Source organism: Saccharolobus solfataricus (genome assembly GCF_900079115.1).
GTDB classification, from domain to species: Archaea; Thermoproteota; Thermoprotei_A; order Sulfolobales; family Sulfolobaceae; genus Saccharolobus; species Saccharolobus solfataricus.
Genome location: NZ_LT549890.1, coordinates 338417 through 363281, shown reverse-complemented (window position 1 = coordinate 363281; position 24865 = coordinate 338417). Strand labels below are relative to the sequence as shown.

Below are 24865 nucleotides of genomic sequence, written 5' to 3'. Positions count from 1 at the left end.
GATTAAGTTAAGATTTACTCTTTAAGAAGTAGAAGAGTTAACATTCTTTTACTATAGCTTTTTCTAATATATCTCTTACTCTCCACCTTATCATCTCGTTTACAATAATTACAACTGCTCCTGCATTGGGTTGTCCATAAATTACTATATCACCATGATTTGCACTTAATGTGACCGGAATAACGAGTAAGTCCTCCTCTCCATCTACAAAAACTACTCCACCTTCCCTATCTTTTAGGATATTCTCCATGATTTCAAATATTTCAAATCGAATTTTCCCTGCCTCATTTGTTACCTTATATTCCTTATTTCTTGTAATGGCTCTATTCTGTGTTATAGTTCTCTTAGTTTTTCCATCTATGACTTCTAAGAAGGGAACTATGCCATTTTCTTCTAGTACTCTACTTACGTAATCTCCTACAGTAATTATCCTAGAACCTCGTTGTATCGATTTAGATATAAACTCTAAAAAGATTTTGTTATTTATAAAAAGAATACCATATGGCCTAGAAAGTTCATTTCTTAAATTATCAAAACTAAAGCATAGATTTACTTTATTATTATTGCGTACTTCCATGGCTTTGGTGCCTCAGTTATTTTGGCTATTTCAGACTCTGAATTAATGATAATTATCATACCATCCCACTCATCTGTAAAACTAGTACTTCCACATACTGGACATGTTTCCTTATCAGTATCTACTAATGCCTTACAATTTTTGCATGCTTTAAAGACTGATTTCTTAGCCATTTATACTCACTTCTTAGTCTGTGTTATCCACTCTAGTTTACCTAAGTAGGGTTGCCTCATTGTTAAAGCAATTCTAGGCAACCGACCTGTTACCGTAGATGCGACGCTTATTACCCTTGCTCTTACCTTATCACCCTTTTGTATCACTTTCTTAGATTTCTCTCCGAATATTATACCTCTTACATTGTCATATTTTAGTGTATCATCTGTTATTTGGGAAATGTGAACAAGACCATCCATTGGACCTAAATTAACGAATATGCCATAGTTGTCAACTTGTAAAACCTCACCCTCAACTACCTCTTGTACAACTGGTACATAGGTTATCATATCGAATTCAACCTCATGGTAAGTAGCGCCATCGCCAAATACTAGTATCCCTTCCTCACTGGTTTTCACATTTAATATAGCTAAAACTAGACCTAAATCCTTGAGGATCTTTTCTTGATATTGCTGCCTTAGTTCGTTTAAAGCTATCTCGTTTAACGGCTTGCCAAATTCATTTGGAGGAATCCTCACAATGCTACGTGCTTTAATAAGTTTATACATACGTTAGATAGGATATAAGGATTTTATAATTTTACTCCTATTCTGAAGAAATAAAACTCCTATACCCTTTTTAATTGCATCATTTTTTAATTCCTTATCATTAGTAAATATAAACATATTATGCTTAAGAGCGGTCCTTATTAATGCTTCATCTGTAGGTAAATCATCATAATCATTTATTAAATTCCATAAATTTTTATATACTTCCAAATATTTTCTGGCTATCTTAATTCTAGATGATATAATAAATCCTTTTTTGTTCTTCTCAAATAAAATATCTAGCTCTCTTAAGACTGTAGAATGAATAAAAAAAGACGGTTTATAATCTAGAAATTCTAATACCTTATTAAATGGATCTAAACCATCATACACGTACAATAAAATATTAGTATCAACTAGTACTTTTAGATCTCTACTAAACCCCATCCTATCATTCTCCACCTACCAGCTATTTGCCTACTTATGACAGTTCTAATATTATTAGACCATACTGCCACAGGTCTCCTTAACTCCACTTCAATCTCATCCTTCTTTACAGAGGTAACGATACCCAAAGTCGTCGATGAACCTACAGACAACATTAAAGTTTCCTTAGCTCTTATGGGATCTACCTTTAACATTTCCTTAGCTCCAACTACACGTTCTAGGAGATTATACTTTATTCTAATGTTCCATAAAACTGGAACTTCAGCATCAGCTAAGGTAATAATACTGCCAAGCAAATTATCAGCTTTAGTCAATGAGGGATCTAAATATGTACCTATTGCAACTAAACCTCCTGGTTTAGCCTCTTTAAATTCCTCATCTCCAAACCTTATGGACGAAATCTTTGTGAAAATAGGTTCATAAGATACTTTACCTTGTTTTTCCACTCTTAAGCCCGGTAATACTTTTATTTCTTGGTCAACTTTAAACAAACCTTGTATAATACTGCCACCTATTACACCACCCTTCAACTCATTGAATTGGGTACCGGGCTTATTAACGTCAAAACTTCTTATCACAAGCATAACAGGTTTTTGTGAGAGATCCCTGTAAGGAGTTTTTATATACTCTTCTATACCTTCGATTAGAGAATCTATATTAATCTTATGAAGTGCACTTACTGGGATTATAGGTACATTTTCAGCCCAAGTTCCCTTCGTAAACTGCTTTATTTGCCTATACTGCGATAACGCTTCCTCTTTGGAGACTACGTCTACCTTATTTTGAACTATAATTAGGTTTTTCACTCCTATTATACCTAATGCTACGAAATGTTCTCTAGTCTGAGGTTGCGGAAAAGGTTCATTTGCAGCAACGACTAGAATTGCGCCATCCATTAATGCAGCTCCAGATAACATTGTAGCCATTAGAACTTCATGGCCCGGGGCATCAATAAAGGAAATTCGTCTCAGAAACTTGGGCTCATCATCTGATCCACAAGATTTACATGAGGGTTCAGTTACATATGCCTCAGGTTTTTTACAACTTTCACAAACACCTATATTAGTCTCTGCGTAACCCAGTTTTATTGTCATACCTCTTTTTAATTCTTCGGAATGTTTTGATGTCCAAATTCCCGTTATTGCTTGAACTAGTGTAGTCTTACCATGATCTACATGACCAACTACACCTATATTAACTTCTGGTTGAACTTTAGGCCATGCCAAAAACTACTTCACCTTACTATTATGGTATTAATTTGAACTATTTCCTGGCTAATTGTATTTCCTCGTATAGTTTTTCTTCTTCTTTCTCCATTTTCATTCGGGTAAAATCCAGGAGGCCCACTTAGTAATATTTTACGCTTAGCTGCCCCAATAACATCAAATCGCATTGGGAACCCTGAATTATCCGATCCTCCAGTTATCTTCAACTTAACTGGTAACCCAATTAGTTGATTAGCTTCGAATACATCGCCTATTTTTAGACCGACTAGATTCGTTGCCTTGTTTTGATCAACACTTATTTGTAGCGTCTTAGTCCTATATGCAAAGGCTTCAAAATCCTCAGCTCCAAATTTCTCCGCCATTGTTTTACTTATCCATACTTCGTTATCTGGTACACTGTTATCTACATCTACCTTAAAATGACCTTTTACCTTTACCTTTTTATCGCCTTCTTGTTTGGTTATTTCTAATGTTAAAAGCGTATCAACATTTAATAATTGTTTAGTTTTTTCATTAACCTTAGCTTGTGGTACCGCTTTTCCATCTTTTTCCCCAGTAATTGATTTAACTTGATCACTTGCCTTTACTTTGACCTTTATTCTTTTAGGCTCTACAGATTGTGGATCTGAAATGACAATTTTGAAGTCCGGCATTTAACAATGCCACCTTTTGTGTGGTATACTTAAAACAAATATATAAAATCGCATTACCATAAGCTATGTGAACAGCGGTGCTAGGAGTTTTGTTAGTTTTACATGGTAGCAAGATACCAGAATGGAAAGACGTTGGTATTAAGTATGCCGAATATTTATCTAAATATTTTAGTTTGGTGGAATTTGGTTTCTTAGAATTTAATAAACCTACGCTAAGCGAAGCCCTAAGTAACCTTCTCGCTAAAGGCGCTGACAAGATAGTAGTAGTTCCATTACTATTTGCAACCGGAACTCATTTCAGAAGAGATATCCCAAGGCTACTAGGTATAGACAACGATGAAAAGAAAATACGATACATGGGAAGAGAAATTGAAATAACAATAGCTGATCCATTAGGATTTGATGAGAAAATAGGAGAGGTATTGGTTAAAAGAGTAAACGAAACTTACAACAAAAACTACTAACTTGCACCAGCTACTAATAGCTCGGCCTTTGCAGGATCGTAAACCCATTCTTGTGGTAGTTTTCCAATACCTTTATAATACCTAGTTAAACGCCTGATTTTTGATTCAATCTCTTCTAATCCTTTCTTTGCTGTTTTATCACGTGGATATTCATTGATATGCCTCCTTACATTTACTGCCTTCCTTATCAGATTGAAAAGATCTTCAGGTATTTGAGGAGCTAAACCTCTTTCTTCCAGTATTTGAGTAACCTTTTTCCCGACTATTTGTTTAACTAAAGGAATCCCATATTGATCTCTTAATATTATCCCTATCATTGATGGAGTATAACCTCTTTTTGCCAATTCTTCAACTAGCATTTCAACTTCTTCTCTGGTTAACCTTACCCATTTAGGTGCTCCAGCTCTAGCAGGCCTTATGGAATGCGATTTACCTTTAGCCCTCCTCTTGTTCATCTGCGTTCACCAAATTACTACCTTTAATCTACACTATATCCTTTCCTTTTAAGTTCTTCTCTGACAACCTTTGTTCCCTCTACCATGGATACTAGTTTCTGATAGGCTATTTTTCTAGAAAGTAATTTCAGCCCACAGTCTGGATTTATCCACACTTTCTCTGGTGGGAAATACTCTAAAATCTTTCTTATATCATTGGCAACTTCCTCAGACGTCTCGACCTTTCTATTATGCACATCTACCACGCCAGCGCCAAGTTCCTTATCGAAACCATACTTCTTCAAAAGCTCTAAAGGCTTGTAGTTGTAAATTTTTAATGCAAAATTAATCTGATCAACTTTAATCTCGTTAAAGTATGGTGCAACAAAGCTGTAATCACCATAGCATATATGCATAACCAACTTAGCATTTACACCTTTTACAGCCTCATTTACTGCTTCTACACCCCAACTTACGTCTTCCTTTCTAGTATGTAAGGCGGGTTCATCTATTTGTATTATTTTAGCACCTGCTTCTACTAAATTTTTGATTTCTTGATTTATCGCTTTCGCTAGATCAAAAACTAGGTCTTTCTTATTTCTATAGTACTCGTTATAGGACCATTCAGCTATGGTGTAAGGACCAGTTATTGTTATTTTTAAGTTATCAGTATAAGAGACGGATTTTGCAAAAGTGAACTCATCAACTAACATTGGTTCTCTATATTCAATTTTGCTTACAACAGAGGGTTTCCTATAATATGCAGTTCCCCACACTCGTACTGGACCATAGAATTTAAACCCTTTTATTCTCTCGGCAAAAAATTCAACCATTTCATCTCTTCTGACTTCGCCATCTGTAGGTACGTCCACCCCTGCCTTATAGTGATCTTGAAAAACTGCTATTACAGCATCATTAAAGGCCTCTTGTAAGTCCTCATTGCTCATTTTACCAGCTTTATGGAGCCTTATGGATTCCCTTAACCATTTAGGTCTAGGATAGCTTCCTATAACAGTGGTAGGAAGTAAAGGTAACTTACTCATTGATTTCCACCTTTTCTAATTTCTTTAAAAGTTTAAGTTTCTTTACAACAACTACCTCTGGTATAAAATCAAATAGGGTATTATTACCTATAATTACATCACTTACACCTTTTCGCTTAACGGAGTTATAAACTCTAATAATTGTAGTTATCCTCTCCATCTTAGTATTCCTAGCATTTAACATACCTAAGTATACTTTCCTAGAGGAGAAATATGTATATACTCTCCCAAGTTTCTTCAAGTTCTCTATCACGTCTATACCAAAATAGTCTACTGGTAAGGAGAATAGAGTATCTAGCCTCTTTAAGTTATTGATTTCAAAATAGGTTATTAGATGCTTCTCTATTTTTACATTATCTAACATGCTTTTGTATATCTCCGGTAATTTCTCTAAAATATCTCTCTTGATGTTATTAGTATATATGGCAGGCTCATGAATTTCTATAGCATCTACCACACTCGAAAGTTCTTGTGATAATGAATTAACCACTGATGCATAATCCATCATTAGTTCTATTGGACTATTGTAATACCGATTATCAGATAGTACATAGTACGTTAAAGGTCCTGGAATTACGGCCTTTAACTTTGAAGGTAAACTTACTTCTTCCTTAATTTTCCTAGAGAATTCCAAATCTTGTAGGAAAGAGTTTTCCTCTCTCTTCTTTACATTTATTTTCTCCTTAATTATAGGTTGTCTATAATAGAAGTTATTATCGAAAAACCTTTGTAGGGGACCCTTTTCAGTACCACTAATAAAACCAAATGTTACATCCACTATGTCATCCCACCTAAAAAGTCCATTGGTAGTATACTCTAGTTTGATATTTCCAGCTAGCTCAAACAATTTTTTTATATTCTCACTTATATGCTTCTCTAGTTTCTCCTTATTTATCTTGCCTGTATTGTACCATGAAATTACTTTCCCTAATTTTGGATTTTTTGGAAAACTACCCACTAAGGCTTTTTTCACATTCATTATCAAACTTTTGGAGCTAATAAATAAGTAACTTTCCCCCCTCCCTCCATATTAAAGAATAACTGAAGGGGCTTCTGATTACCGAATGAAATCTTCACATAATCTGAAAGTTTAGTTAAAGATAAGACGTCATCAAGATATTCCGCGGAATATGAATTCTTGGACTCTTTAGAGAATTCCAAATCTTGAAGACCTCCGGTATCTTTTGAAAATTCAACTTCAACCTCGCTTTCACCTTCAGCCTTAATTAGTATTCTATCTTCGTGGCCCTCTACAACTACATTATCCGTAACTGTGGAAACTTCTGATATAGCAGACTTAAAACCATCTGAGGAAATAGTCGCTGATATATCAAATTGTAGATTGATCTCTGGTATCTCTTGTTCAGATACCTCTAGGTTCCTAACATTAAATTCTCTATTAGTACTCCCTATAATATTTATGATAACACTGTCTGGAGATTCACTAGCTATCTCTATTGCCTCTTTTCTCTTGGCTACTTTCAAAATTTTCATTAAATATTGAGTATTAAAGCCAAATTTAAATTCGTCATTTACATCATACTCCTTAAACATCTCTCTAGGCAAGTTTACTGATATAAGGGAAATATGAGCTCTATCTAGCGCGACTAACTCTACGCTGTCTTGCTTAAACTTTAATACCGCTTCATCAACTAACCTGGCTAAGGCTTGTATGATATCTTTAAGAACCCTTACATCATCGTAAACTACTTTCATGTTAATCAATCTTATATTCCTTTCAAAAGATTTAAGATATATCATACTTTCAATTTAACTAAAGATTCACAAGATTTAACTACCTTTTAAATATATACTTCTAATAGCAATGAAAAGGATATTGTTATCATCAGATAGAAGTGGATCAGGTAAAACGCTTATAACCTCAGCAATAATGAGAGCACTATCTAAAAAATATAAAGTCAGAGGTTTCAAAGCGGGACCAGATTTCATAGATCCAGGATATCACAAGATTGCCACAGGTTTTCCTTCAATAAACTTGGACTTATGGATGATGGGAAAAAATAATGTAAAAAGAAGTCTAGCGAAATACGGAAAGGAATTCGATATAGGAATAATTGAGGGAGTAATGGGCTTATATGATGGTGTTGACACGCTTTACAGCACTTATGAGCTAGCCAAGGTTACTAAGACCCCAATAATTTTAATAATTAACTGCTCCAACATAGGGAGCACTGTAGGTGCAATTGTAAAGGGGCTAAAATATTATAGAAGCGACGTAAGTATAAGGGGTGTAATCTTTAATAAAATAGCTTCTGAGACCCATTATAATTACTGTAGGAACGCAGTAGAGGATGTTGAAGTTTTAGGCTATGTCCCATTTGATAAGAATTTAGAAATTAAGTCTAGACATTTAGGTTTAGTTACCGTCGAAGATAATAGAGAAGTACAAAACTTAATTAGATATGCCTCAGAGTTAGTAGAGAAATACGTTGATTTAGATAAGATCTATGAAATGGCTTCAGATGAAGATCTTGAAATCGATCTTCCGGAAGATAATGAGAGTAATGGGGTAAAAAGAAAAATGGCAATAGCTTACGATCCAGCATTTAGTTTCTATTATCAAGAAAACTTGGATATATTGAAAAATAAATACGAATTGGAATTCTTCAGCCCTCTAAATAACGAATATGTGGAGGATGCGGAAGCCATATATATCGGGGGAGGTTATCCAGAACTTCATCTAAATGAGTTAGAAAAGTCCACTAGAACGAAGAAATGGCTTAAAAATATGTCTTACGCGGGAGTAAAAATCTATGCTGAGTGCGGTGGACTAATGTACTTATCTAAAAACCTAATAGACGAAAATAATAAAAACCATAGTATGACTGGTATTTTTGATATTGATATAAAAACTAAAGATAAATTAACAATTGGATATACAGAATTAGAGGCAGTTAAAGAGAACTTCATAGTTAATAAGAACAATGTAGTCAGGGGGCATGAATTTCATGTGTCTAAACCCATAAGCGTTAATGAAAAAGAATTTGTATTTAAAGTTAGAATAGGGAAAGGTATTATTAATAAATTGGACGGCGTAAAAAGCAATAACACTGTTGCAAGTTACTCTCACTTACACTTTTCTAACTTTCAGCTGAGGATTGTTTTTTGAGCTCTATTTTCTTTACCCTCTCAATTAATTCGGAAACTTTATCTATATCTTGTGAATACAGTCTCACCTGGAATGGGAACTTTGATGAAGACCTAATCTCAATGTACTTTTTATCTCTATTTTGAGAAATTTGGGCATCTATTAGATACTTTGATGGTAAAAATACGCCAGATCTATCAGTAGCTATAATACCTTTTTCTGTTATTTTATATGATGTAGGCGCCATGGGGATATTAGTTTGAAACTTTAGTACACGTCTATTCATTAAAAAGCTAACACCGTAGAGCAATTCAAAATACAACACGAAGAATCCAAATTTATATAATGTATTATCAATATTAGTAACAAATCTAATTATCACATAATTATAAACTAATATTAGTATTATCATGTATAAGAACATAATACCCATTGAGGAGAAATTCTTCTTCATTACCTCAGTAGTTTCCTTTAAATACTCCTCATCTTGGTTTACGAGTTCACTTGCTTTTTTCTCTTCATATAAGGTTCTAGCATTAGCTATTTCACCTAAGGATCTCCTCTCTCTAAGTAAAGGATTCGAACGCATCATTATTACTGATGTTATACCCAAGTAAACTAAAATGTATAGTATGTAAAATTCTATAAAATACTTTGGGAAAAAGCTAAGTACTAGAGAAAACAATATCATCATTACTTGTGATAGTAGTACAAACTTCCAGTTGAATGGATTATATCCAGTAGAGGACATTGCTACTATAACTTTATAACTTAAGCTTATATTTCTGTTGGATCAATAATTTACCCGTTTAAATAAATATTGTACTTAGATATGAGTAAATACTTTTTTATACTATTGCAGTTCTGATATTCTTGGTATGGATTTTCTCAGTTTACGTAAAGATCTAGAATCTGGAATACCGATATTAATATATGATTTTGATGGAAGGGAAGAAGAAACTGACATGGTATTTTACGCGGGAGCAATAAGCTGGAAAAGCATATATACTCTAAGGAAAGAAGCAGGGGGATTAATATGCTACGCAACAGCAATTAACGAAGCTAAAACATTAGGTCTGAATTTTATAGCAGAAGAGTTAAAACAACACGAAACATACAGTAAACTAGTAAAGAAGCCTTCTTATGGAGATTACCCAGCATTTTCCGTGTGGGTTAATCATGTTAATACAAAAACTGGAATCTCTGACTATGATAGATATATTACTATAAGCGAATTACATAAAATAATACTCAAAACTAAAACAAATCCAGAAGAGGCAAGAAGGGAATTTTATGAGAACTTCATGACACCAGGTCATGTACCTATACTCATTGCAAGGGATATAAGAGAGAGAAGGGGCCATACTGAATTATCAATAACATTGTTACAAAAACTAGGATTAGAAAGAAGTGCGGTAATAGCAGAGATACTAGACGAGAAGTCCAGCATGAATAAAGATAAGGCAAAAATGATTGCAAAGAACTTCGGGCTTCACTTTATAGAGGGAAAAGACATCTTTAAAGAGGTGATCATATGACGAGAAAATATGGAATAGCGGATACTACATTTTCAAGAGTAGATATGGGAAGTCTAGTATACAAGGTAATAAGAAGCGAAGACAGTGAAGCGGATATCGTTAGGTATACTGTACCAGGTATTAAAGACCTACCAGTAGCTGCGAAAAGATTAATAGATGAAGGATGTGATGGTGTAATAACCTTGGGATGGGTAGGCAAAACGATGTTAGATAAGTACAGCTACTTAGCTACGAGCATAGGCTTAATAATGGTTCAAATTCTAACTTCTAAACACGTGATTGACGTAACAGTACATGAGGATGAAGCAGATGATGAGGAGAAACTAAAGGAAATAGCAATTGATAGAGCCACTAAACACGCTAAAAACTTAGTTAAGCTAGTAAAGGAGGGCAAAAATGCGCTAACTAAATACGCGGGGAAAGGGTTGAGACAGGGGTATAGCAATGCAGGAGAAATCGATTAGACTAGGTATAGTAGTAGCTGAATTCAACTATGATATTACGCAGTTGATGTTACAAAAAGCATTATCACATGCTAGATTCTTGAATGTGGAAGTAAAAGTGGTAATAAAAGTACCAGGCACCTTCGATATGCCTCTTGCAATTAAAAAACTTCTTGAGAAAGACTTCATAGATGCTGTGGTGACTTTAGGAGCAGTAATAAAGGGAGAAACTAAGCACGATGAGCTAGTTGCAAGCCAGACTGCTAGGAAAATAGTCGATCTCTCTACGGAATTCAACAAACCAGTGACGTTAGGGATAATTGGGCATGGAGCAACCCACGAACAAGCTGTTGAAAGAATTGAAGAATACGCTACCAGAGCAGTAGAGGCTGCAATAAAATTAGTTCAGAGAACTAGGAAATTAGATGAATTAAAAGAAATCAAGGAAACGGTGATCATAGAGTGAAGATATTAGCGATAAAGCTTTTAGATTATAGAGAGTGGACTGAAAGGTTAGGGTATGATAGAGAGTGGTTAATCCAAAAAATTCAAAATAAATTTATGATGAAAATTCATGAAATAGCCTCCCAATATAACACATTTCCCCTTCAACTCAGATTTGACAATTTCCTAATGATAGCTGATGGGATAACTACCACTCAACTAGCATACATGATAAATGATATGCAAGAGAACCTTCCAGTAAGGATAAAGTCTTGCCTAGGTTATGGAAAAACTCCACTAGAGGCGCAATGGAACGCGTCAATTTGTCTAAATAATCAAGACGATAATGAAATTAAGGAATATACAGACGAAAAAATAGCCGCTTTGCATTTCGATATAAATTTTAATACGGAAACGTTAAAATACACATCTGTATACGACTCATTTATAGAGATAACCAATATATATGTAAACTTATCAAGATTTTTATACAAGATAGGCGGGATACTGCAATATCTAGGCGGGGATAATTATTTAGGCTTTATATCGACTGAGAGCGTCAATAAAGTAATCGAAGAATTTAGTGATGATAACAAGATAAAGGTAGGAATAGGAATAGGGAAAAATGCGAGAACTGCAATAAGATTGGCTACTACTTCTTTAGAAAAAATAAGAAATAATAGGGAAAAAACTTGGCATATGGAGGAAGAATAACACTAAATGTAAGAATAGCTCTCGTAGGAGAAGAGCTAGAAATAAGAGAGAACGTTAATATAGAAATAGAAGAAGGTATAATAACTCATATAGGAAATGGTTTCTCATCTGAAGGCATAACGTTTAAAAACGGAATCTTAATCCCTGGGATAGTTAACGCTCATGTGCATTCTGCCGACTTCATATGCCAAGAAATGGGATACAATATGCCAATAAGTAAAGTCGTTGGAGATCCGCATAGCGTTAAATACGAATGTTTTGCAAAAAACACAAAAGAATCCATCATGAACTCCATAGAGAGATTTGTCTTAAGAGCGAGAGAACTAGGTTCAAATGTAATGATAGACTTTAGAGAGCAAGGATTAGAGGGAAGCTTAATTTCAAGTACAATTAAGAAGAAAATGGCTACGAACGGGGTGAAGTATTACTTTCTAGGAAGACTTGAAGAAGATGAGTTCAAGGATATCCGTAATTTAAATAGTTTATATAAAATAGCTGACGGTTATGGGTTATCTAGTGCTTTTAGCACATCTGAAATAGAGTTAATAAAACACGTATTTAACAATAAAATTAGGTCTGTTCACGTATCCGAGACCATAAAACATTGGTTAAGAGATGACTTAGAGTACGTTATGAAAAGATATGAACCAAACCTAATAATACATGGTACTTATTTAAGTGAAGAGGAAATTGATATTATGAGATATAGGAAAGCATCCATAGTTTATTGTCCAAGGAGTAATCTGTGGTTCTCTGTAGGGATACCAAAGGTAATAAATGGGTTAAAGAGTGGGGTTAATCTATTGATTGGAACTGATAATGGGGGAGTATTAGATCCAGACATGTGGAAAGAAATGGAGACTTTGCTTCTAATTTCAAGGGTTCAAGATCCACTTTCTGACCACTCACTACAAATATTGAAGGCAAGTACTATTAACGCTTATAAGTTTTTAGGAATTAGAGGATGGATAGAAGAGGGGAACCCTATTGAAGCTGGGTTACTAGTCCTTGAGGGAGATAGCACGGGCATATTAAACTCAAATAATAAATATATTGGAATTATAAAAAGAGGTAATAAAATAATTTATAACCTTGGCGCTATCCAAAAGATCATATGACCCCCACTTACTGCTTCTACGTCAATTTTCATAGGGAGATTTTCTCCAAAGCTTACCATTGTTGGGGCCGAAAAACCTCTTAGACCTTTTACAGCATCCTTAAACATTTCCGCGCTATAAGAAGATGATGCCGATGTATCTATAGAAAGTTCCTTTAGGGGTTTATCCTTCATAAGAAATGCGACATATCTTTTCCCCTCCTCACCAGCCTCTATCTTTATCTTATCCTCCTCTGTTGAAATCCTCATCTCTTCTCCAACCAAAGTTACGTCAGCTGCTATTACATTAAGTACACTTTCATCTGTAGTGAAATTCACGGCCAAATTAACTTTCGGTTCAGTTAGTTGTTCAACTTGACCTTTCTCTGCTTTAATATAAATTGTACTTTTCGCCCCACTCTTCTCATCTCTTATTATAATCTTTAATCCACTATCAGTCTCTGTCAACTCGATCGTAGCTTTCTTTGAGCTGGCTTTTGAAAGAATCTTCTTTACTGAAGAGACATCCAATTTAACTGAAGTAGGGCTATCAATACTATATTCGCTTAAAACATCTTTAGGTATTCTCATAATCGCCATTAGCACTTTATCTTCAGTCAAATGTCTCGAAAATATTCCATCTTCAGTGAAATTTAGAATAATGGAATCAGTAACGTTCGTAATGGAATTTATAAAAGAGAAAAAGTCTTTTGCATTAGGGTAAACAATCTTAAACATAATTTTAACCCTCTACGCTCTTCTCTTTTTTCTTTGTCTTTTTAACTTTTTTACTAACAGCCTTTTTAGCTTTCCTCCTAGAATCCCTCTTTTCATATTCCTTGTAATTATCCTCAAACAACTTCTTAGCTTCCTCCAAAGTAATCTTACCGTTCAACAAGTTATCCCAAATTTCAGTATTTCTCATTAGTAGCTCTATATCTTGTATTGAAAGTTTTGGAAACTCGTCTTCCGATGTCTCCTCAACTTCCTTTTCCTCATTAACCTCCTCGTCACTAGTCCCTTCCTTTTCCTCATCTGTTGACATACCAGATACCATTTATTTTAAAGAATTAAGCTTTACTAAAAGTATAGCTCTGTTATCCCCGCTTACAGTAACCACGTAACCCCTTTCTAAAGATCGAATAGCTTGATAAATAGCCTCGTATTTATCTCTGTCGCTTCCACTTAACACCCTACTTAAGTAATCTAACTCTTTTGGCTCAACAACATTAAATATAAAGATATAACTCGAATTTTGGACAATATTTTCTATATTCTCAGTTAATTGAGATATAAGAATCATTCCGACTCCGAACTTCCTAACCTCTGCGAATAATCTCTCAACTATCTCTAATCCAGTCTCTTTACTGAGTATAAAAGGAGCCTCGTCTATAACCAAAAATTTCCACAAACCAGATATCCCACGCCTATATATGTAATTTCTAAAATCTCTAAGTATCGTTTCAATTAAAACATATTTTAGCTCGTCTGTAGTAACTTTAGAAAAATCCAGAATTATATTACTCTCGAAAATTTTTTTCATATTTAAGCTATTACCACTTAAAATTTGATTAGCCAAAAATTGTATATACGGTTCAATTGAAGATAGCCTAGAAAGGTCTTGTGAATTATCAACTAATTTCTTCCTTCTCTCTATCATTAATAATACATCCCTAAAAGTAGGTGGTGTTAAATTCCAACTGCTCTCATCGTTTTCATCAATTCCCTTTTCGGCATAGGTATCCATTATAATATTAAAAATATCTATAGTTTGTAAATTACCAAGTTTAAAAATGGACCTTAGCATATAAGCCACTTCCAATGCCCTTTGCCTAGGAGATGCGCCATTTAACGAAAGAGGATTTAATGAATTCTTAGAGATGTCAATTCTTTCTGCTTTTTCAATCTCATACTCTCCATGTAGATCAAAAACCAAGAAACTAGCATCTGTAAATTTCCCAATAATACTCTTAGCTAAACTAGACTTTCCAGATCCACTTGTACCTAGTATCACTATGTTATAGTTCTTTGCTCCATCAAAGTTTAGAACAAACTTCAAGTTAGAAAATTTCTTCCAACCATACTTAGTATTAGATATCCTATTAACTAATGAAGGAGCCAACACTCCCTCAATAGAACCGAGCTCTATCCCCTTCTCGTTAACAGAATACGCAGATAATTGCGTAAATAGGAATGGAAATGAGAACCACGACAAGATAATTAACGGAAAAATAGAGTCATTTGAAATAAAGAATAGTAAGGTGAATGATGCTATGCTACCTACAAACAAGAATGGACTGGATAAAACCTCATAGAAAATCAGGAAAGAAATTAAAACAATCAATCCCCCATAGATAGCATTCTTCTTATTAACACTCACATTAAGCCGTGAAACATTTAACAAAATCTCATCTGGAAAACTTCTTCTAGAAATTCCCAATATAACTCCGATAATAATAGTAGCAAGAGCATAATATCCTAACAAATTTAAGAACGTAGATAAAATAAGGGTAGAGCCCACGTTATTAGAAATTACTAACGCGTAAGCTATGGCTGTTACGTAATAAAGGAATGAGACTATTATGGATGAAAACATTAAAGTTATGAATACTGAAAATATCACTACTAATATAGGAATAATTAATAGTAATGTAGACAGATTATTTACTAACTGGCTTAAATTACCTGCTGATGTCAAATAATACATTAAATTATCAACTAGATAAGCTACAATAAGCATTAATATATTAGCAACAATGTGTCTCTTCTCATACATTTATATACTCCTCTTTAGTATTACATTATTGCCAAAGTAATGATAAATGTAACCAATGAATTCTTGGTAAGACTGAAGAAACTTGGCTATGAAGATTTAACGCCAATCCAAAAAATAGCAATACCAAAAGTACTATCTGGAAAGAATGTTTTAATCATAGCACCAACGGGGTATGGCAAAACTGAGGCAGCGATATTACCAATTTTTTATACTATCTTTAAAGATAAACCTGAAAAAATCTCAACACTCTATATAACTCCCTTAAGAGCGCTAAATAGAGACCTTGAGTTAAGGTTAAGAAGGCTAGGTGAAGCCTTTAATATTAGTGTTAACGTAAGACACGGAGATTCCTCTCAGAAAGAAAGGAAGGAAATTTTGGATAACCCTCCTGACGTATTATTAGTAACGCCAGAAACGTTACTTTACTTAGTGCTAAACGATACTTTTAGGAAGTACTTTACCAATCTGAAATGGATAATAATAGATGAATTACAAGAAATGTTAGATGAGAAAAGAGGAATAGAACTCTCTGTACTAATCCAAAGGATCAAAAAAATAGCAACAAGAAATAAAATTCAATTAATAGGAATTTCAGCTACTATTGGTGATGTTGAAATAGCAAAAAGGTACTTAGATAGAGAGGGAGAGGTCGAAATAGCGAATATCAACGCAATAAAGGATATAAAAGTGGATTTAATACTCCCTAAGGTTGAAAAGAAAGATGCGGATTTAGCAGTAAAGTTGGGATTAAGACCAGATACAATTGCGAGACTTGAGAAACTTAACGAAATTATAAAAAACAACAAACCTATTATAATATTTACAAATACTAGGGAAACTAGCGAATTCATAGCAAACCAACTCATGAGTAACTATTCCTTAAAAATAGCTTCTCATCACGGCTCATTATCAAGAGAAATTAGAATAAAAACTGAAAACGACTTCAAAAACGGTAATATAGACGCTATAGTCGCAACCTCGAGCTTAGAATTGGGTATTGATATCGGTAGAATTAATCTAGTTGTCCAATACATGTCACCGAGACAAGTAATTAGGTTAATTCAAAGAGTCGGAAGAAGTGGACATAAAATAGGTAGAACGTCTATAGGTTACGTTATACCCTCAGAGGACCTTTTCGATATTTTAGAGTGCAGAGCAATAATTGAAGCATTATATTCTGGTTATTTGGAAAAACCCCTGTTTGAAGAAAACCCACTTGACGTTGCAGCACATGAAATAGCGGGAATGGTTTTAGAAGGTTATAAAAACCCTAAAGAAATGATGGAGATTCTTCGCAATTCATTTTATTTCGAGAACTTCACCGATGAGATGTTCGAAAACGTTATAGAATTATTAGAGAGCGCAAAAATAGTTAAAAGAAGAGAAGACGGAAGCTTATTTCCAAGTAGAAGAATTTGGAAATATTATTACACTACTAATATGATACCAGATTCCATTAGAAGTTATATAGTAATTGACCATGCTACCAACATGAAAATAGGTACCTTAGACGAAGATTTCGTAGTCACACTAGATGAAGATAGTGTATTCATTTTAGGAAGTAGACTATGGAAAGTCGTATCCATAGAGAACGACAGAATATTTGTGGAAAGGGCTGAGCTAAAAAACGGAATATTGCCTAGTTGGTTCGGAGAATCAATTCCAGTTGAGAAAGAGATAGCTAGGAAAGTCTACGAGTATATTTACGCAGTGGAGAAGGAAAAAAGGGAAACTGAAGATAATAGCTTAGCTGAAGTAGTTAGAGAATACATGAAAAGAGGATATCCAGAACTAAGACCAGATCTAATCCTTGTTGAAATAGTAAAGAATAATTTAATAATAGTGCATTCACCATTCGGCTCAAGAGGAAACAACACGCTTGGTGCCATAATTTCAGTTATGTTAGACGTAGAAAAACAGACCAAAACGACTTATAGGGCTGATCCATATCACATCGCAATATCTTCTGTACTGCCAATAACTAAAAATGATATGGAAAAAATTGTCTCTACGCTAAATTCTACTCCTATAGACAGAATAATTGAAATATTAAAGAAGGGAATTAAAGAAAGTCCGCAATTCAAGTGGAAATTATTGGTTGAGATAAAGAGGTTTGGGATGATAGACCCAGAAAAGGAAATAACGCTTACCTCATCCATTATAAAGGCTTATGGAGATACAATAATTGGAGAAGAAGCAGTTAAGGAATTATTAGTCAAAAATTATGATGTAGAAATAATAAAGGAACTCAAGAATTACAACTGGAAAATAGTAGAGGTTTACGAAGCGTCCCCCTTAGCTAAACAATTTCTAGATAAAATCCTTAACTACACCTCGTTCGATAAAGAAGAAAAACCATTAATGATTGAAATTTTCAAAAAGAGATTAGAAAACAAGGAGCTGAAATTAATCTGTCTCTCATGTGGGTGGGAGGGAAAATACTCTATAATTAACTCACCTAGCAAATGCCCCAAATGTTCCTCAATTTTCTTAACTGCAACTAATCCAGATGATAGCGATTCCGTGAAGATAGTGAGAAAAGCAATAAAAGGTGAGAAATTAACAAGTAAGGAGAGAAGACAGTTAGAAGACTTGAAGAGAGTTGCCTCCTTCTTCCCAGATTACGGTAAGTACAGCCTAATAGCATTAGCAACTAATGGAGTTGGACCAAGTAATTTAGGCAAAGTATTGAGTAAATTAAATGAAGGAGAAAATGAGTTTTACATGGCCTTAATAGATGAAGAGAAAAGATTTATAAGAACAAGAAAATACTGGCACTAATCTTAAATTTAAGCCTCTTAAAAGTTTTTGTGAGATTAAAATGCCCGCAATAGAAGTTGGAAGAATTTGTGTAAAAGTAAAAGGAAGAGAAGCTGGAAGCAAATGCGTAATAGTAGACATAATAGATGACAATTTCGTATTAGTCACCGGACCAAAAGACATAACTGGCGTTAAGAGAAGAAGGGTTAACATTCTTCACTTAGAACCAACTGATAAGAAAATTGATATACAGAAAGGAGCTTCGGATGAGGAAGTAAAGAAGAAATTAGAGGAGTCCAACTTAACAGAGTACATGAAGGAGAAAATAAAGATTAGGATGCCAACATTGTGATTTAGATGATTTTAAATGATTTTATTTACAAAATAGATAATTTTTGTGGATATAAAAATGAATGGAAGATAAGGAAGGATAGTGAAACATCAGATAAATACGGATATTATCCAGAAAAAAGACCAATAGAGATACATATCAAAAACTCAATAATAAACCTTGATAAACCTCCAGGGCCCACGAGCCATGAAGTAGCGTATTGGGTTAAAAAGATGTTAAACGTTACCAAAGCAGGACATGGGGGGACCCTAGAGCCCATTCATTGGGCGGGGTAATCCTAAAGTTACCGGTGTGTTACCAATAGGAATAGAGAACGCAACTAAAATAATGAACTATATAAGTAAAGGAGGAAAAGAGTACGTATGTGTAATGCAAGTTCACTGTGAATACAATAAAGAGGAATTGGCAAAGATAATAAGTTCATTTAAAGGAGAAATATACCAACGACCACCAGTTAGATCATCAGTCAAAAGGAGACTAAGAATTAGAAGAATATATGATATAGAAATTCTAGACATGGACAAGAAGTTAGTATTACTTAGAGTAAACTGTGACTCCGGGACGTACATGAGAAAATTATGTCATGATATAGGAATAATTTACGGTTGTGGAGCTCATATGAGAGAGCTAAGAAGAACTAGATCCGGGATTTTCACAGAATCCACAAATCTAGTGAAATTACACGAACTTTCTGAAGCAATATACTTATACAAGAACTGCAAAGACGAAACAGAACTAAGAAGAGTACTTATACCAATGGAATTCGCAACTTGTGAAATTCCAAAAATTGTAATAGAAGACTCAGCTGTAAACGCATTAGCTTATGGTGCGCAACTAGCAGTACCTGGAGTAGTAGCTTATCAGAACTTTAAAAAGAACGATACAGTCGCAGTATTAACGCTTAAAGGGGAATTAGTAGCGACAGGCAACGCACTAATGGACAGCGAAGAATTGGAAAACGCAAAAAAGGGAATAGTAGTCAACTTAAGTAGAGTTTTTATGCAGAGAGATATATATCCAAAAGCATGGAAAAAACATGAGTCATGAGTACATAATTTTTGAAGTAATTAACGGTATACCTCTAACCCTTCTATCCTCACCGGGGATATTTTCAAAAAAGGAACTAGATTTGGGAACAAGGATACTTTTGGAAAACATAAAAGTAGCGGAAAACGGAACTGTAGCAGACGTTGGTTGTGGCTACGGACCCATAGGAATCTACCTAGCATTGAAAAATCCTAACCTTAAGGTCTACATGGTAGATGTCAACTACATTGCAATTAAGCTGGCTAAGAAAAATGCAAAACTTAATGGGGTTGAAAATAGGACAATAATAGTGAAATCAGATATCTTTGATAACATTCCTATCGACGTTAAATTTACCGCAATTTATTCTAACCCTCCTCTTTCTAAAGGAGTAGATTTTCTAAAGAAGCTTGAAGCCGAAGCCTATGATAGATTAGTTGAAAAGGGATTCATACAGTTGATAGCATATAAGGGTGAAGAAAATATAGAGAAAATATTCAGTAAAAGATTTAAAATTGAATCCATAAAGAGAAAAAAAGGATATTCCTTAATAACAATAGTTAAAGATTAAAGCTATAGTGTTAAACTATAATTTGCCGGGGTGCCCGAGTGGTCCAAGGGGCTGGCCTTGAGAGCCAGTAGGTGTCTAGCCTGCGCGGGTTCAAATCCCGCCCCCGGCGCTAAGCGTTTAACCCTTTTTATATTGATTTTTCTTATTACTAGTTCTCTATAATTCCGGTTCGACGGGAGTGATGTTCCCAAGGAATTCTATGTAAATTAACTGAGGAGAAAAACAGAAAAGTGAACCTTATGCCGTTAAGCTCAAAGGAGCCTTATAACTTACCTTATGGTTGAGACTAACGTGATAGAGCATAAAATGATTTAAATTAAAGTATAGGGAAAACAGCTAACCTTACCCTCGATTCCATTTCTAATTTACATATAACCAAATAACGCCATTGAAGAACAACGTAAATTTCCTTCGCCTAACCGTTTATCGTTTCCGATCAATAGGTGTGATACTTATCGTTTCTCTAGCGTAATTGTATCTCCACTTCAAAACTGCTCTTTTCTTTCTTCATTTTCCCGTCCCGTATTACAGCAACGAAAACATGTTTATAGTCTATTTAGTTAGTAAATTTTGCATCAAAAAGTGTTTAGTTAAAAGAAAATGATAAAAAATCTTCAATTTAGCTATTTTACAAGATGATAAAAGATAACAATCCCTTCTTCATACCTTTGGAAAACTACTGCAAAGTAAAGTGATTCCATAACATATACATACCATCTATACAGAGAGAGAAAGTCCACTAAGTATAAGTTTCTAACAAAACCCCTAAACTCTGCTTAACATTATCTTCAACTTCCCTACTACTCAAACCTAACATTAAACCTGCATGATACCAACTTTTACCTTGTAAAACTCTAGCTACTAGTGAAGCCTCGGCTTCTATACTTAAATCGGCTTTAAGTTCTAAAAAATGTTTAGTAACTAAGAAATGTGCAGCTTCAGCGATGACATTATATGGAACCTTACCTTCAGTATAAGCCTTAATCTTATCAACATATAGATCTGGAACCTCTCCCTCTATCCTTTCACTGTAAGTATTCCTTAATAATAGAACAATAAGTTGAGGATTCAAATTATAATAGACTTGATGAGAAGTTCTCAATAGCTTATCCTTCAATAAACTGGAAAGTTTAACAACAAACTCCTTAGTTCTCTCGCTTAAAGCCTTAATCACAATCACCGAATAACCATTAAGTTCCTCATTCTTAATAGAGGATAAATAAACCGGCAAAAATCCGTTCTTTATCCAAAATCGTAAAACGGAGTAATCTGCAACAAATGAAGATCCAATCCAATCAACTCCCTTCGCCATCTTAATAACCTCTTCGATAACTCTACTCCCTATACCCTTACCTTGATTTTCCGGAGAAACAGCAATCCTCATTATCCTCCAACCCTTCAACTTACCGAAATCTAAAGCCCTCATGTACTTTATAAGCCTATGAGGAATCAAATGCCCCTCATTCTTTAACCCATTGGAAATATCCCATATTTGCTTATCAGTTAGACCTCCCTCATAGACAACTTGACAAACTGCCACAGGATTCTCAGATGAATAACCTACTATAACCTTTTGGAAAGCCATATCGCCTAAAAGCATTAAATCATCAGGGGAATTCCTATAATGAGCAGTAACCAATATTCCATAAACGCTCTTAAGCAAATCATCATCTCGAAACAATTCCTCTTGAGGAACCTCAACTATTTTCAACTTACCATTATATTCAACTTCATGCGGTTCAGCATCCAATAAGAATACATCAAATAAGAACTTCTCAATAGGATCACCCTTAGCATACCTAATAGGATAATCCATCTTTATATTCTTCAAAAGAACCTTACCCTTCAGTTTATCAACGTACTTTAAAAATGCCTTCCCAGAACCCTCATAACCGTGAATAGTAGTAACCAAGATTACCTTATCCCAAGATCTCACGATATAGTCTAAAAACTCTATACCCATAGCAGCTGCCTCATCTATAACTATTAAATCACCCTCCTCATTTTTAGCTAAGTCCGGAGAAACCCATTTTACCCTGGAATCCCTTGTAGATATCTTCATTATCTTACCATCCCTTGATGTGATTACCTTATACTTAACATTTAGAGCTTCTAACCCTCTAATTATGAATTTGAATATCTCTTGTGAAGAATAGTACGTTGGGGAAGTTACTATAATACTACCAAAATTTCCCTCACTCATTAAATAAGACAAAAACAAACCTATGGATGCACTCTTACCCCTACCCCTTGCTGCAGTTATTACTAAAACTCTTTTCCCTAGATTCATAATGAACAAGGATTCCTCAAGAACCTTGTTCTGGTCAGAAGATAGACAAAGCTCATGAAGCTCCATCGAAACTTTAGGACTTTTAGGTATTTTCTTGTATGGTTTGTGAGTTTCATTTGAGGAATACGGTGTAAAAGTTATCCTATCATTTCCTTGAAAGAAAATGATCCCTCTATATCTCTTAGCCAGTTCAATAAACCTAGCTTCAAACAGATCTTTAACAACACCATACCTGGTCAAAGACTTCTTATACAACTTACCCTCTAGGATGTTATCGCTGTAGATTATCGCTATACCTCCTCCCTTAGTCATGTCAACGAATCTAGCAATGTAGTTAGGCCTAAAATCATCCATTGCGTCTAATATTACCAAATCCGCGCTTTGCCCAAGATATTTCTCTGAATTGGAGTAATCTATGTCGAGAAAGTTTTCAAATCTCTTTTTCAGCTCTTTCATTCTATCTTTTGAATTGTCGAGCCAAGGATGAAAGCCGTATATAACCCTTGGCTTCTTGTTAACCTTTAAATAGTCATCAATTAATGAATTAATCTTCTCTAAAGGATCTTGAGATTCAATTATCGCTAAATGCCTATAATAACCCTTTACCGCATCCATGAAGTAATTTTCAAACATCTCAATCACATTATGTATGCGGCCGCCGGGATTTGAACCCGGGATCACCGGCTTGGAAGGCCGGCGTCCTAATCCAGCCTAGACTACGGCCGCACTCTATAATAATGAGAATGGGGAAGGTATTTATTTTTTTCCCTATGAGCTGCTGCTTAGTTGATCTGTTGAATATTTTTAAATTAAATCACCAATATCTTCCTTTCAATTAATCTCAAGATGTTCAATTTCTGTTTATGAATCCTCTTAACTCTTGGCGAAAAATTCATCAAACCCACAAAGCACCTTAAGCAATGAACGCATTGAAACAGAGTTTGGAAAAAAGAAAAAGTTCTTATTAAAAAAAACAATAATTAGCTTAACTTATTCTCCTCATTACTAGTACTATGGCTACTATTGCAACAATTAGACCTATTATGCCAGCTATAATTCCGCCATAGGCTATTGTAGTTAAACTACTAACAGTACTCCTTAAGCTAGCAACCTCTCCGTTTAAAGTACTGAGACTTGTACTTAGATTGCTTATTTTACCATTTAGTGCAGTAACTTGACTGCTCAAAGTATTATACTGTGAAGACAGTGAGCTAAGTTGAGTACTTAGCGATCCTACAGTACTGTTTAACTTTCCTATTTCGCTATTCAATGTGGTTATCTCACTCTGTAAATTGGATATCTGAGTATTTGCATTAGCTAAACTCTTATTTAAGCTAGCGATTGTGCTATTTAACGATGAGATCTCACTCCTTAACGTACTAACTTCATTATTTAACGCATTAATTACACTAAGATAGTTCGGAATTGCGGTTATAAATACGTTATAAGTTACAGTATGGACTCCATAAGATACCGTTAAGCTACCACTGATCAAGTAGGAAGATATTAGCGTTAAAGTGGTTGATAATTGAGGAACTTGGAAACTTAACATGAACGACCCGTTTGAAGCAGTTGTCGTAGATAACGTTTTAGTCCCAACAGTGGGTATATTAAGAGTTAAGGAAACAGTAGCACCAGATAATGGACCTACTGTACTATTATAGACGTAACCCATTATGTTCACAGTACCGTTTTGCATAACCACTGAAGTTATGATACCATTAGCAAACTCTATAAACTGTGGGTAAGTATTCTCATACATAGCTAAGTTTTGTAGAGTTAATATGATTGGAGCTACTGCGGGAGTTGTAACATTAACGTCAATTGTACCTACAGCCACACCACCAGTAACTTCAACAGTAATTTGCCAAATTCCTATTACGTGAGGAAATGTATAAGCATTGGGCACATAAATTCCACCAGTAGCATTAACGGTAGTAGGAATACTAGCAGCTAGCGTTGAATTAGGGAAGAATAAGTTTATAACAGCTCCTTGACCAGCAAATTGTTGAGGAACAACAGCATCAATTGTTACTGATTTTCCAACATAGTAAATTTGATTATTTACACTAGGACTGTAAAAAGTTACGTTACCAGATGTATAAACTGCTGTACTCACTAACGCTACAACTGAAATTAATATCAAGGTAGATAAAACGAATGTTTTTTTCACAACCAATCACCTCAAATATATGGTTAAG

Annotated in this window: 28 protein-coding genes and 2 tRNA genes; 13 read left to right on the top strand and 17 right to left on the bottom strand. The window is 34.6% G+C overall.

The annotated features are described in order from the left end of the window. Positions 1 to 37: 37 nt before the first annotated feature. Genes SSOP1_RS02095 through SSOP1_RS02070 form a run of 6 tightly spaced genes read right to left on the bottom strand, consistent with a single transcriptional unit; the run spans position 38 to position 3604 of the window. Positions 38 to 577 carry a GTP-dependent dephospho-CoA kinase family protein gene (locus tag SSOP1_RS02095; protein ID WP_009988765.1) on the bottom strand — a complete coding sequence of 180 codons (540 nt, stop codon included), beginning with the start codon at positions 575 to 577 and terminating at the stop codon, positions 38 to 40. Next, the gene (gene spt4 / locus SSOP1_RS02090; protein ID WP_009988766.1) at positions 550 to 750 is read right to left on the bottom strand and encodes a transcription elongation factor subunit Spt4; all 201 of its coding nucleotides are present in this window, start codon (positions 748 to 750) and stop codon (positions 550 to 552) included. The genes SSOP1_RS02095 and spt4 overlap by 28 nt, the downstream gene beginning before the upstream one ends. 6 nt (positions 751 to 756) lie before the next feature. Then, a complete protein-coding gene (locus SSOP1_RS02085) occupies positions 757 to 1299 on the bottom strand; it encodes a DNA-directed RNA polymerase (RefSeq protein WP_009988767.1) in 543 nt (180 codons plus the stop codon). Between the two features lie 3 nt (positions 1300 to 1302). After that, a complete protein-coding gene (locus SSOP1_RS02080) occupies positions 1303 to 1725 on the bottom strand; it encodes a type II toxin-antitoxin system VapC family toxin (protein ID WP_009988768.1) in 423 nt (140 codons plus the stop codon). Then, on the bottom strand, positions 1704 to 2951 hold the full coding sequence (locus SSOP1_RS02075) for a translation initiation factor IF-2 subunit gamma (RefSeq protein ID WP_009988771.1): 1248 nt from the start codon (positions 2949 to 2951) through the stop codon (positions 1704 to 1706). The genes SSOP1_RS02080 and SSOP1_RS02075 overlap by 22 nt, the downstream gene beginning before the upstream one ends. Positions 2952 to 2959: 8 nt before the next feature. Beyond that, the gene (locus tag SSOP1_RS02070; protein ID WP_009988772.1) at positions 2960 to 3604 is read right to left on the bottom strand and encodes a 30S ribosomal protein S6e; all 645 of its coding nucleotides are present in this window, start codon (positions 3602 to 3604) and stop codon (positions 2960 to 2962) included. Positions 3605 to 3681: 77 nt separating this feature from the next. On the opposite strand from SSOP1_RS02070, the gene SSOP1_RS02065 reads away from it, so the two are divergent. Continuing rightward, positions 3682 to 4068: a CbiX/SirB N-terminal domain-containing protein gene (locus tag SSOP1_RS02065; RefSeq protein WP_009988774.1), complete on the top strand. Its 387-nt coding sequence runs from the start codon at positions 3682 to 3684 to the stop codon at positions 4066 to 4068. Here the strand turns inward: SSOP1_RS02065 and SSOP1_RS02060 are convergent. From SSOP1_RS02060 to pcn, 4 genes are read right to left on the bottom strand one after another with little or no spacing between them, the layout of a single operon-like run. Further along, entirely contained in the window at positions 4065 to 4523 is a 459-nt protein-coding gene (locus SSOP1_RS02060) for a 30S ribosomal protein S15 (protein ID WP_009988775.1), read from the bottom strand. The genes SSOP1_RS02065 and SSOP1_RS02060 overlap by 4 nt on opposite strands. 23 nt (positions 4524 to 4546) lie before the next feature. Then, the gene (locus SSOP1_RS02055) at positions 4547 to 5545 is read right to left on the bottom strand and encodes a methionine synthase (RefSeq protein ID WP_009988777.1); all 999 of its coding nucleotides are present in this window, start codon (positions 5543 to 5545) and stop codon (positions 4547 to 4549) included. Then, the gene (locus SSOP1_RS02050; RefSeq protein WP_014511528.1) at positions 5538 to 6524 is read right to left on the bottom strand and encodes a uroporphyrinogen decarboxylase/cobalamine-independent methonine synthase family protein; all 987 of its coding nucleotides are present in this window, start codon (positions 6522 to 6524) and stop codon (positions 5538 to 5540) included. Before SSOP1_RS02050 ends, SSOP1_RS02055 begins: the two co-directional genes overlap by 8 nt. Positions 6525 to 6526: 2 nt before the next feature. Then, a complete protein-coding gene (gene pcn, locus SSOP1_RS02045) occupies positions 6527 to 7306 on the bottom strand; it encodes a proliferating cell nuclear antigen (pcna) (RefSeq protein ID WP_009988781.1) in 780 nt (259 codons plus the stop codon). 64 nt (positions 7307 to 7370) lie between these two features. Here pcn and SSOP1_RS02040 point away from each other — a divergent pair, with 64 nt between their 5' ends. Next, positions 7371 to 8675, top strand: a complete 1305-nt coding sequence (locus SSOP1_RS02040; protein WP_009988783.1) for a cobyrinic acid a,c-diamide synthase CobB — start codon at positions 7371 to 7373, stop codon at positions 8673 to 8675. Here SSOP1_RS02040 and SSOP1_RS02035 read toward each other — a convergent pair. Continuing rightward, positions 8647 to 9405, bottom strand: coding sequence for a DUF2208 family protein (locus SSOP1_RS02035; protein ID WP_009988785.1), 759 nt, complete (start codon positions 9403 to 9405; stop codon positions 8647 to 8649). The genes SSOP1_RS02040 and SSOP1_RS02035 overlap by 29 nt on opposite strands. Before the next feature lie 127 nt (positions 9406 to 9532). On the opposite strand from SSOP1_RS02035, the gene SSOP1_RS02030 reads away from it, so the two are divergent. From SSOP1_RS02030 to SSOP1_RS02010, 5 genes are read left to right on the top strand one after another with little or no spacing between them, the layout of a single operon-like run. Further along, a complete protein-coding gene (locus SSOP1_RS02030) occupies positions 9533 to 10192 on the top strand; it encodes a 3,4-dihydroxy-2-butanone-4-phosphate synthase (RefSeq protein WP_009988787.1) in 660 nt (219 codons plus the stop codon). Next, the gene (ribC, locus tag SSOP1_RS02025) at positions 10189 to 10656 is read left to right on the top strand and encodes a riboflavin synthase (protein WP_009988788.1); all 468 of its coding nucleotides are present in this window, start codon (positions 10189 to 10191) and stop codon (positions 10654 to 10656) included. Before SSOP1_RS02030 ends, ribC begins: the two co-directional genes overlap by 4 nt. Then, positions 10637 to 11101: a 6,7-dimethyl-8-ribityllumazine synthase gene (gene ribH / locus SSOP1_RS02020; RefSeq protein WP_009988789.1), complete on the top strand. Its 465-nt coding sequence runs from the start codon at positions 10637 to 10639 to the stop codon at positions 11099 to 11101. Before ribC ends, ribH begins: the two co-directional genes overlap by 20 nt. After that, positions 11098 to 11793 (top strand): GTP cyclohydrolase IIa, encoded by a 696-nt coding sequence (locus SSOP1_RS02015; RefSeq protein ID WP_009988791.1) that lies wholly within the window; start codon positions 11098 to 11100, stop codon positions 11791 to 11793. The genes ribH and SSOP1_RS02015 overlap by 4 nt, the downstream gene beginning before the upstream one ends. Further along, a complete protein-coding gene (locus SSOP1_RS02010) occupies positions 11772 to 12911 on the top strand; it encodes an amidohydrolase family protein (protein WP_009988792.1) in 1140 nt (379 codons plus the stop codon). Before SSOP1_RS02015 ends, SSOP1_RS02010 begins: the two co-directional genes overlap by 22 nt. Here the strand turns inward: SSOP1_RS02010 and SSOP1_RS02005 are convergent. From SSOP1_RS02005 to SSOP1_RS01995, 3 genes are read right to left on the bottom strand one after another with little or no spacing between them, the layout of a single operon-like run. Further along, a complete protein-coding gene (locus SSOP1_RS02005) occupies positions 12878 to 13627 on the bottom strand; it encodes a DNA polymerase sliding clamp (RefSeq protein WP_009988793.1) in 750 nt (249 codons plus the stop codon). The genes SSOP1_RS02010 and SSOP1_RS02005 overlap by 34 nt on opposite strands. A gap of 4 nt (positions 13628 to 13631) precedes the next feature. Continuing rightward, a complete protein-coding gene (locus SSOP1_RS02000) occupies positions 13632 to 13946 on the bottom strand; it encodes an RNA polymerase subunit Rpo13 (protein ID WP_009988796.1) in 315 nt (104 codons plus the stop codon). Further along, on the bottom strand, positions 13947 to 15665 hold the full coding sequence (locus tag SSOP1_RS01995; RefSeq protein WP_009988797.1) for an ATP-binding protein: 1719 nt from the start codon (positions 15663 to 15665) through the stop codon (positions 13947 to 13949). Between the two features lie 39 nt (positions 15666 to 15704). Between SSOP1_RS01995 and SSOP1_RS01990 the strand changes: the two genes are divergently transcribed. From SSOP1_RS01990 to SSOP1_RS01965, 6 genes are all read left to right on the top strand, one after another. Further along, positions 15705 to 18446 (top strand): DEAD/DEAH box helicase, encoded by a 2742-nt coding sequence (locus SSOP1_RS01990; RefSeq protein WP_009988799.1) that lies wholly within the window; start codon positions 15705 to 15707, stop codon positions 18444 to 18446. 40 nt (positions 18447 to 18486) lie between these two features. Next, positions 18487 to 18777, top strand: coding sequence for a 50S ribosomal protein L14e (locus SSOP1_RS01985; protein WP_009988801.1), 291 nt, complete (start codon positions 18487 to 18489; stop codon positions 18775 to 18777). A 5-nt stretch (positions 18778 to 18782) separates the two neighbouring features. After that, positions 18783 to 19052 carry a tRNA pseudouridine synthase A gene (locus SSOP1_RS01980; RefSeq protein ID WP_009988802.1) on the top strand — a complete coding sequence of 90 codons (270 nt, stop codon included), beginning with the start codon at positions 18783 to 18785 and terminating at the stop codon, positions 19050 to 19052. 16 nt (positions 19053 to 19068) lie between these two features. Beyond that, a complete protein-coding gene (locus tag SSOP1_RS01975; protein WP_009988804.1) occupies positions 19069 to 19824 on the top strand; it encodes an RNA-guided pseudouridylation complex pseudouridine synthase subunit Cbf5 in 756 nt (251 codons plus the stop codon). Then, positions 19814 to 20374: a class I SAM-dependent methyltransferase gene (locus SSOP1_RS01970; RefSeq protein WP_009988805.1), complete on the top strand. Its 561-nt coding sequence runs from the start codon at positions 19814 to 19816 to the stop codon at positions 20372 to 20374. The genes SSOP1_RS01975 and SSOP1_RS01970 overlap by 11 nt, the downstream gene beginning before the upstream one ends. Positions 20375 to 20398: 24 nt before the next feature. After that, positions 20399 to 20483, top strand: a tRNA-Ser gene (locus tag SSOP1_RS01965). Between the two features lie 630 nt (positions 20484 to 21113). Here SSOP1_RS01965 and SSOP1_RS01960 read toward each other — a convergent pair. The 3 genes from SSOP1_RS01960 to slaB form a co-directional block, all read right to left on the bottom strand. Beyond that, positions 21114 to 23297 (bottom strand): tRNA(Met) cytidine acetyltransferase TmcA, encoded by a 2184-nt coding sequence (locus SSOP1_RS01960; protein ID WP_014511527.1) that lies wholly within the window; start codon positions 23295 to 23297, stop codon positions 21114 to 21116. Positions 23298 to 23314: 17 nt separating this feature from the next. After that, positions 23315 to 23390: transfer RNA gene (locus SSOP1_RS01955), tRNA-Gly, on the bottom strand. A 259-nt stretch (positions 23391 to 23649) separates the two neighbouring features. Next, positions 23650 to 24843 carry an S-layer protein SlaB gene (gene slaB, locus SSOP1_RS01950; RefSeq protein ID WP_010922961.1) on the bottom strand — a complete coding sequence of 398 codons (1194 nt, stop codon included), beginning with the start codon at positions 24841 to 24843 and terminating at the stop codon, positions 23650 to 23652. Between the last annotated feature and the right edge of the window lie 22 nt (positions 24844 to 24865).

What these genes read in the sequence shown, in the direction of transcription:
- SSOP1_RS02070 (WP_009988772.1), bottom strand. Translation starts at nt 3,604, where the DNA reads ATGCCGGACTTCAAAATTGTCATTTCAGATCCACAATCTGTAGAGCCT.
- SSOP1_RS02040 (WP_009988783.1), top strand. Translation starts at nt 7,371, where the DNA reads ATGAAAAGGATATTGTTATCATCAGATAGAAGTGGATCAGGTAAAACG.
- SSOP1_RS02000 (WP_009988796.1), bottom strand. Translation starts at nt 13,946, where the DNA reads ATGGTATCTGGTATGTCAACAGATGAGGAAAAGGAAGGGACTAGTGAC.
- ribH (WP_009988789.1), top strand. Translation starts at nt 10,637, where the DNA reads ATGCAGGAGAAATCGATTAGACTAGGTATAGTAGTAGCTGAATTCAAC.
- SSOP1_RS01985 (WP_009988801.1), top strand. Translation starts at nt 18,487, where the DNA reads ATGCCCGCAATAGAAGTTGGAAGAATTTGTGTAAAAGTAAAAGGAAGA.
- SSOP1_RS01980 (WP_009988802.1), top strand. Translation starts at nt 18,783, where the DNA reads ATGATTTTAAATGATTTTATTTACAAAATAGATAATTTTTGTGGATAT.
- SSOP1_RS02060 (WP_009988775.1), bottom strand. Translation starts at nt 4,523, where the DNA reads ATGAACAAGAGGAGGGCTAAAGGTAAATCGCATTCCATAAGGCCTGCT.
- pcn (WP_009988781.1), bottom strand. Translation starts at nt 7,306, where the DNA reads ATGATATATCTTAAATCTTTTGAAAGGAATATAAGATTGATTAACATG.
- SSOP1_RS02050 (WP_014511528.1), bottom strand. Translation starts at nt 6,524, where the DNA reads ATGAATGTGAAAAAAGCCTTAGTGGGTAGTTTTCCAAAAAATCCAAAA.
- SSOP1_RS01990 (WP_009988799.1), top strand. Translation starts at nt 15,705, where the DNA reads ATGATAAATGTAACCAATGAATTCTTGGTAAGACTGAAGAAACTTGGC.
- SSOP1_RS02085 (WP_009988767.1), bottom strand. Translation starts at nt 1,299, where the DNA reads ATGTATAAACTTATTAAAGCACGTAGCATTGTGAGGATTCCTCCAAAT.
- SSOP1_RS02055 (WP_009988777.1), bottom strand. Translation starts at nt 5,545, where the DNA reads ATGAGTAAGTTACCTTTACTTCCTACCACTGTTATAGGAAGCTATCCT.
- ribC (WP_009988788.1), top strand. Translation starts at nt 10,189, where the DNA reads ATGACGAGAAAATATGGAATAGCGGATACTACATTTTCAAGAGTAGAT.
- SSOP1_RS02030 (WP_009988787.1), top strand. Translation starts at nt 9,533, where the DNA reads ATGGATTTTCTCAGTTTACGTAAAGATCTAGAATCTGGAATACCGATA.
- SSOP1_RS02095 (WP_009988765.1), bottom strand. Translation starts at nt 577, where the DNA reads ATGGAAGTACGCAATAATAATAAAGTAAATCTATGCTTTAGTTTTGAT.
- SSOP1_RS02005 (WP_009988793.1), bottom strand. Translation starts at nt 13,627, where the DNA reads ATGTTTAAGATTGTTTACCCTAATGCAAAAGACTTTTTCTCTTTTATA.
- SSOP1_RS01995 (WP_009988797.1), bottom strand. Translation starts at nt 15,665, where the DNA reads ATGTATGAGAAGAGACACATTGTTGCTAATATATTAATGCTTATTGTA.
- SSOP1_RS02035 (WP_009988785.1), bottom strand. Translation starts at nt 9,405, where the DNA reads ATGTCCTCTACTGGATATAATCCATTCAACTGGAAGTTTGTACTACTA.
- SSOP1_RS01960 (WP_014511527.1), bottom strand. Translation starts at nt 23,297, where the DNA reads ATGTTTGAAAATTACTTCATGGATGCGGTAAAGGGTTATTATAGGCAT.
- SSOP1_RS01970 (WP_009988805.1), top strand. Translation starts at nt 19,814, where the DNA reads ATGAGTCATGAGTACATAATTTTTGAAGTAATTAACGGTATACCTCTA.
- SSOP1_RS02080 (WP_009988768.1), bottom strand. Translation starts at nt 1,725, where the DNA reads ATGGGGTTTAGTAGAGATCTAAAAGTACTAGTTGATACTAATATTTTA.
- spt4 (WP_009988766.1), bottom strand. Translation starts at nt 750, where the DNA reads ATGGCTAAGAAATCAGTCTTTAAAGCATGCAAAAATTGTAAGGCATTA.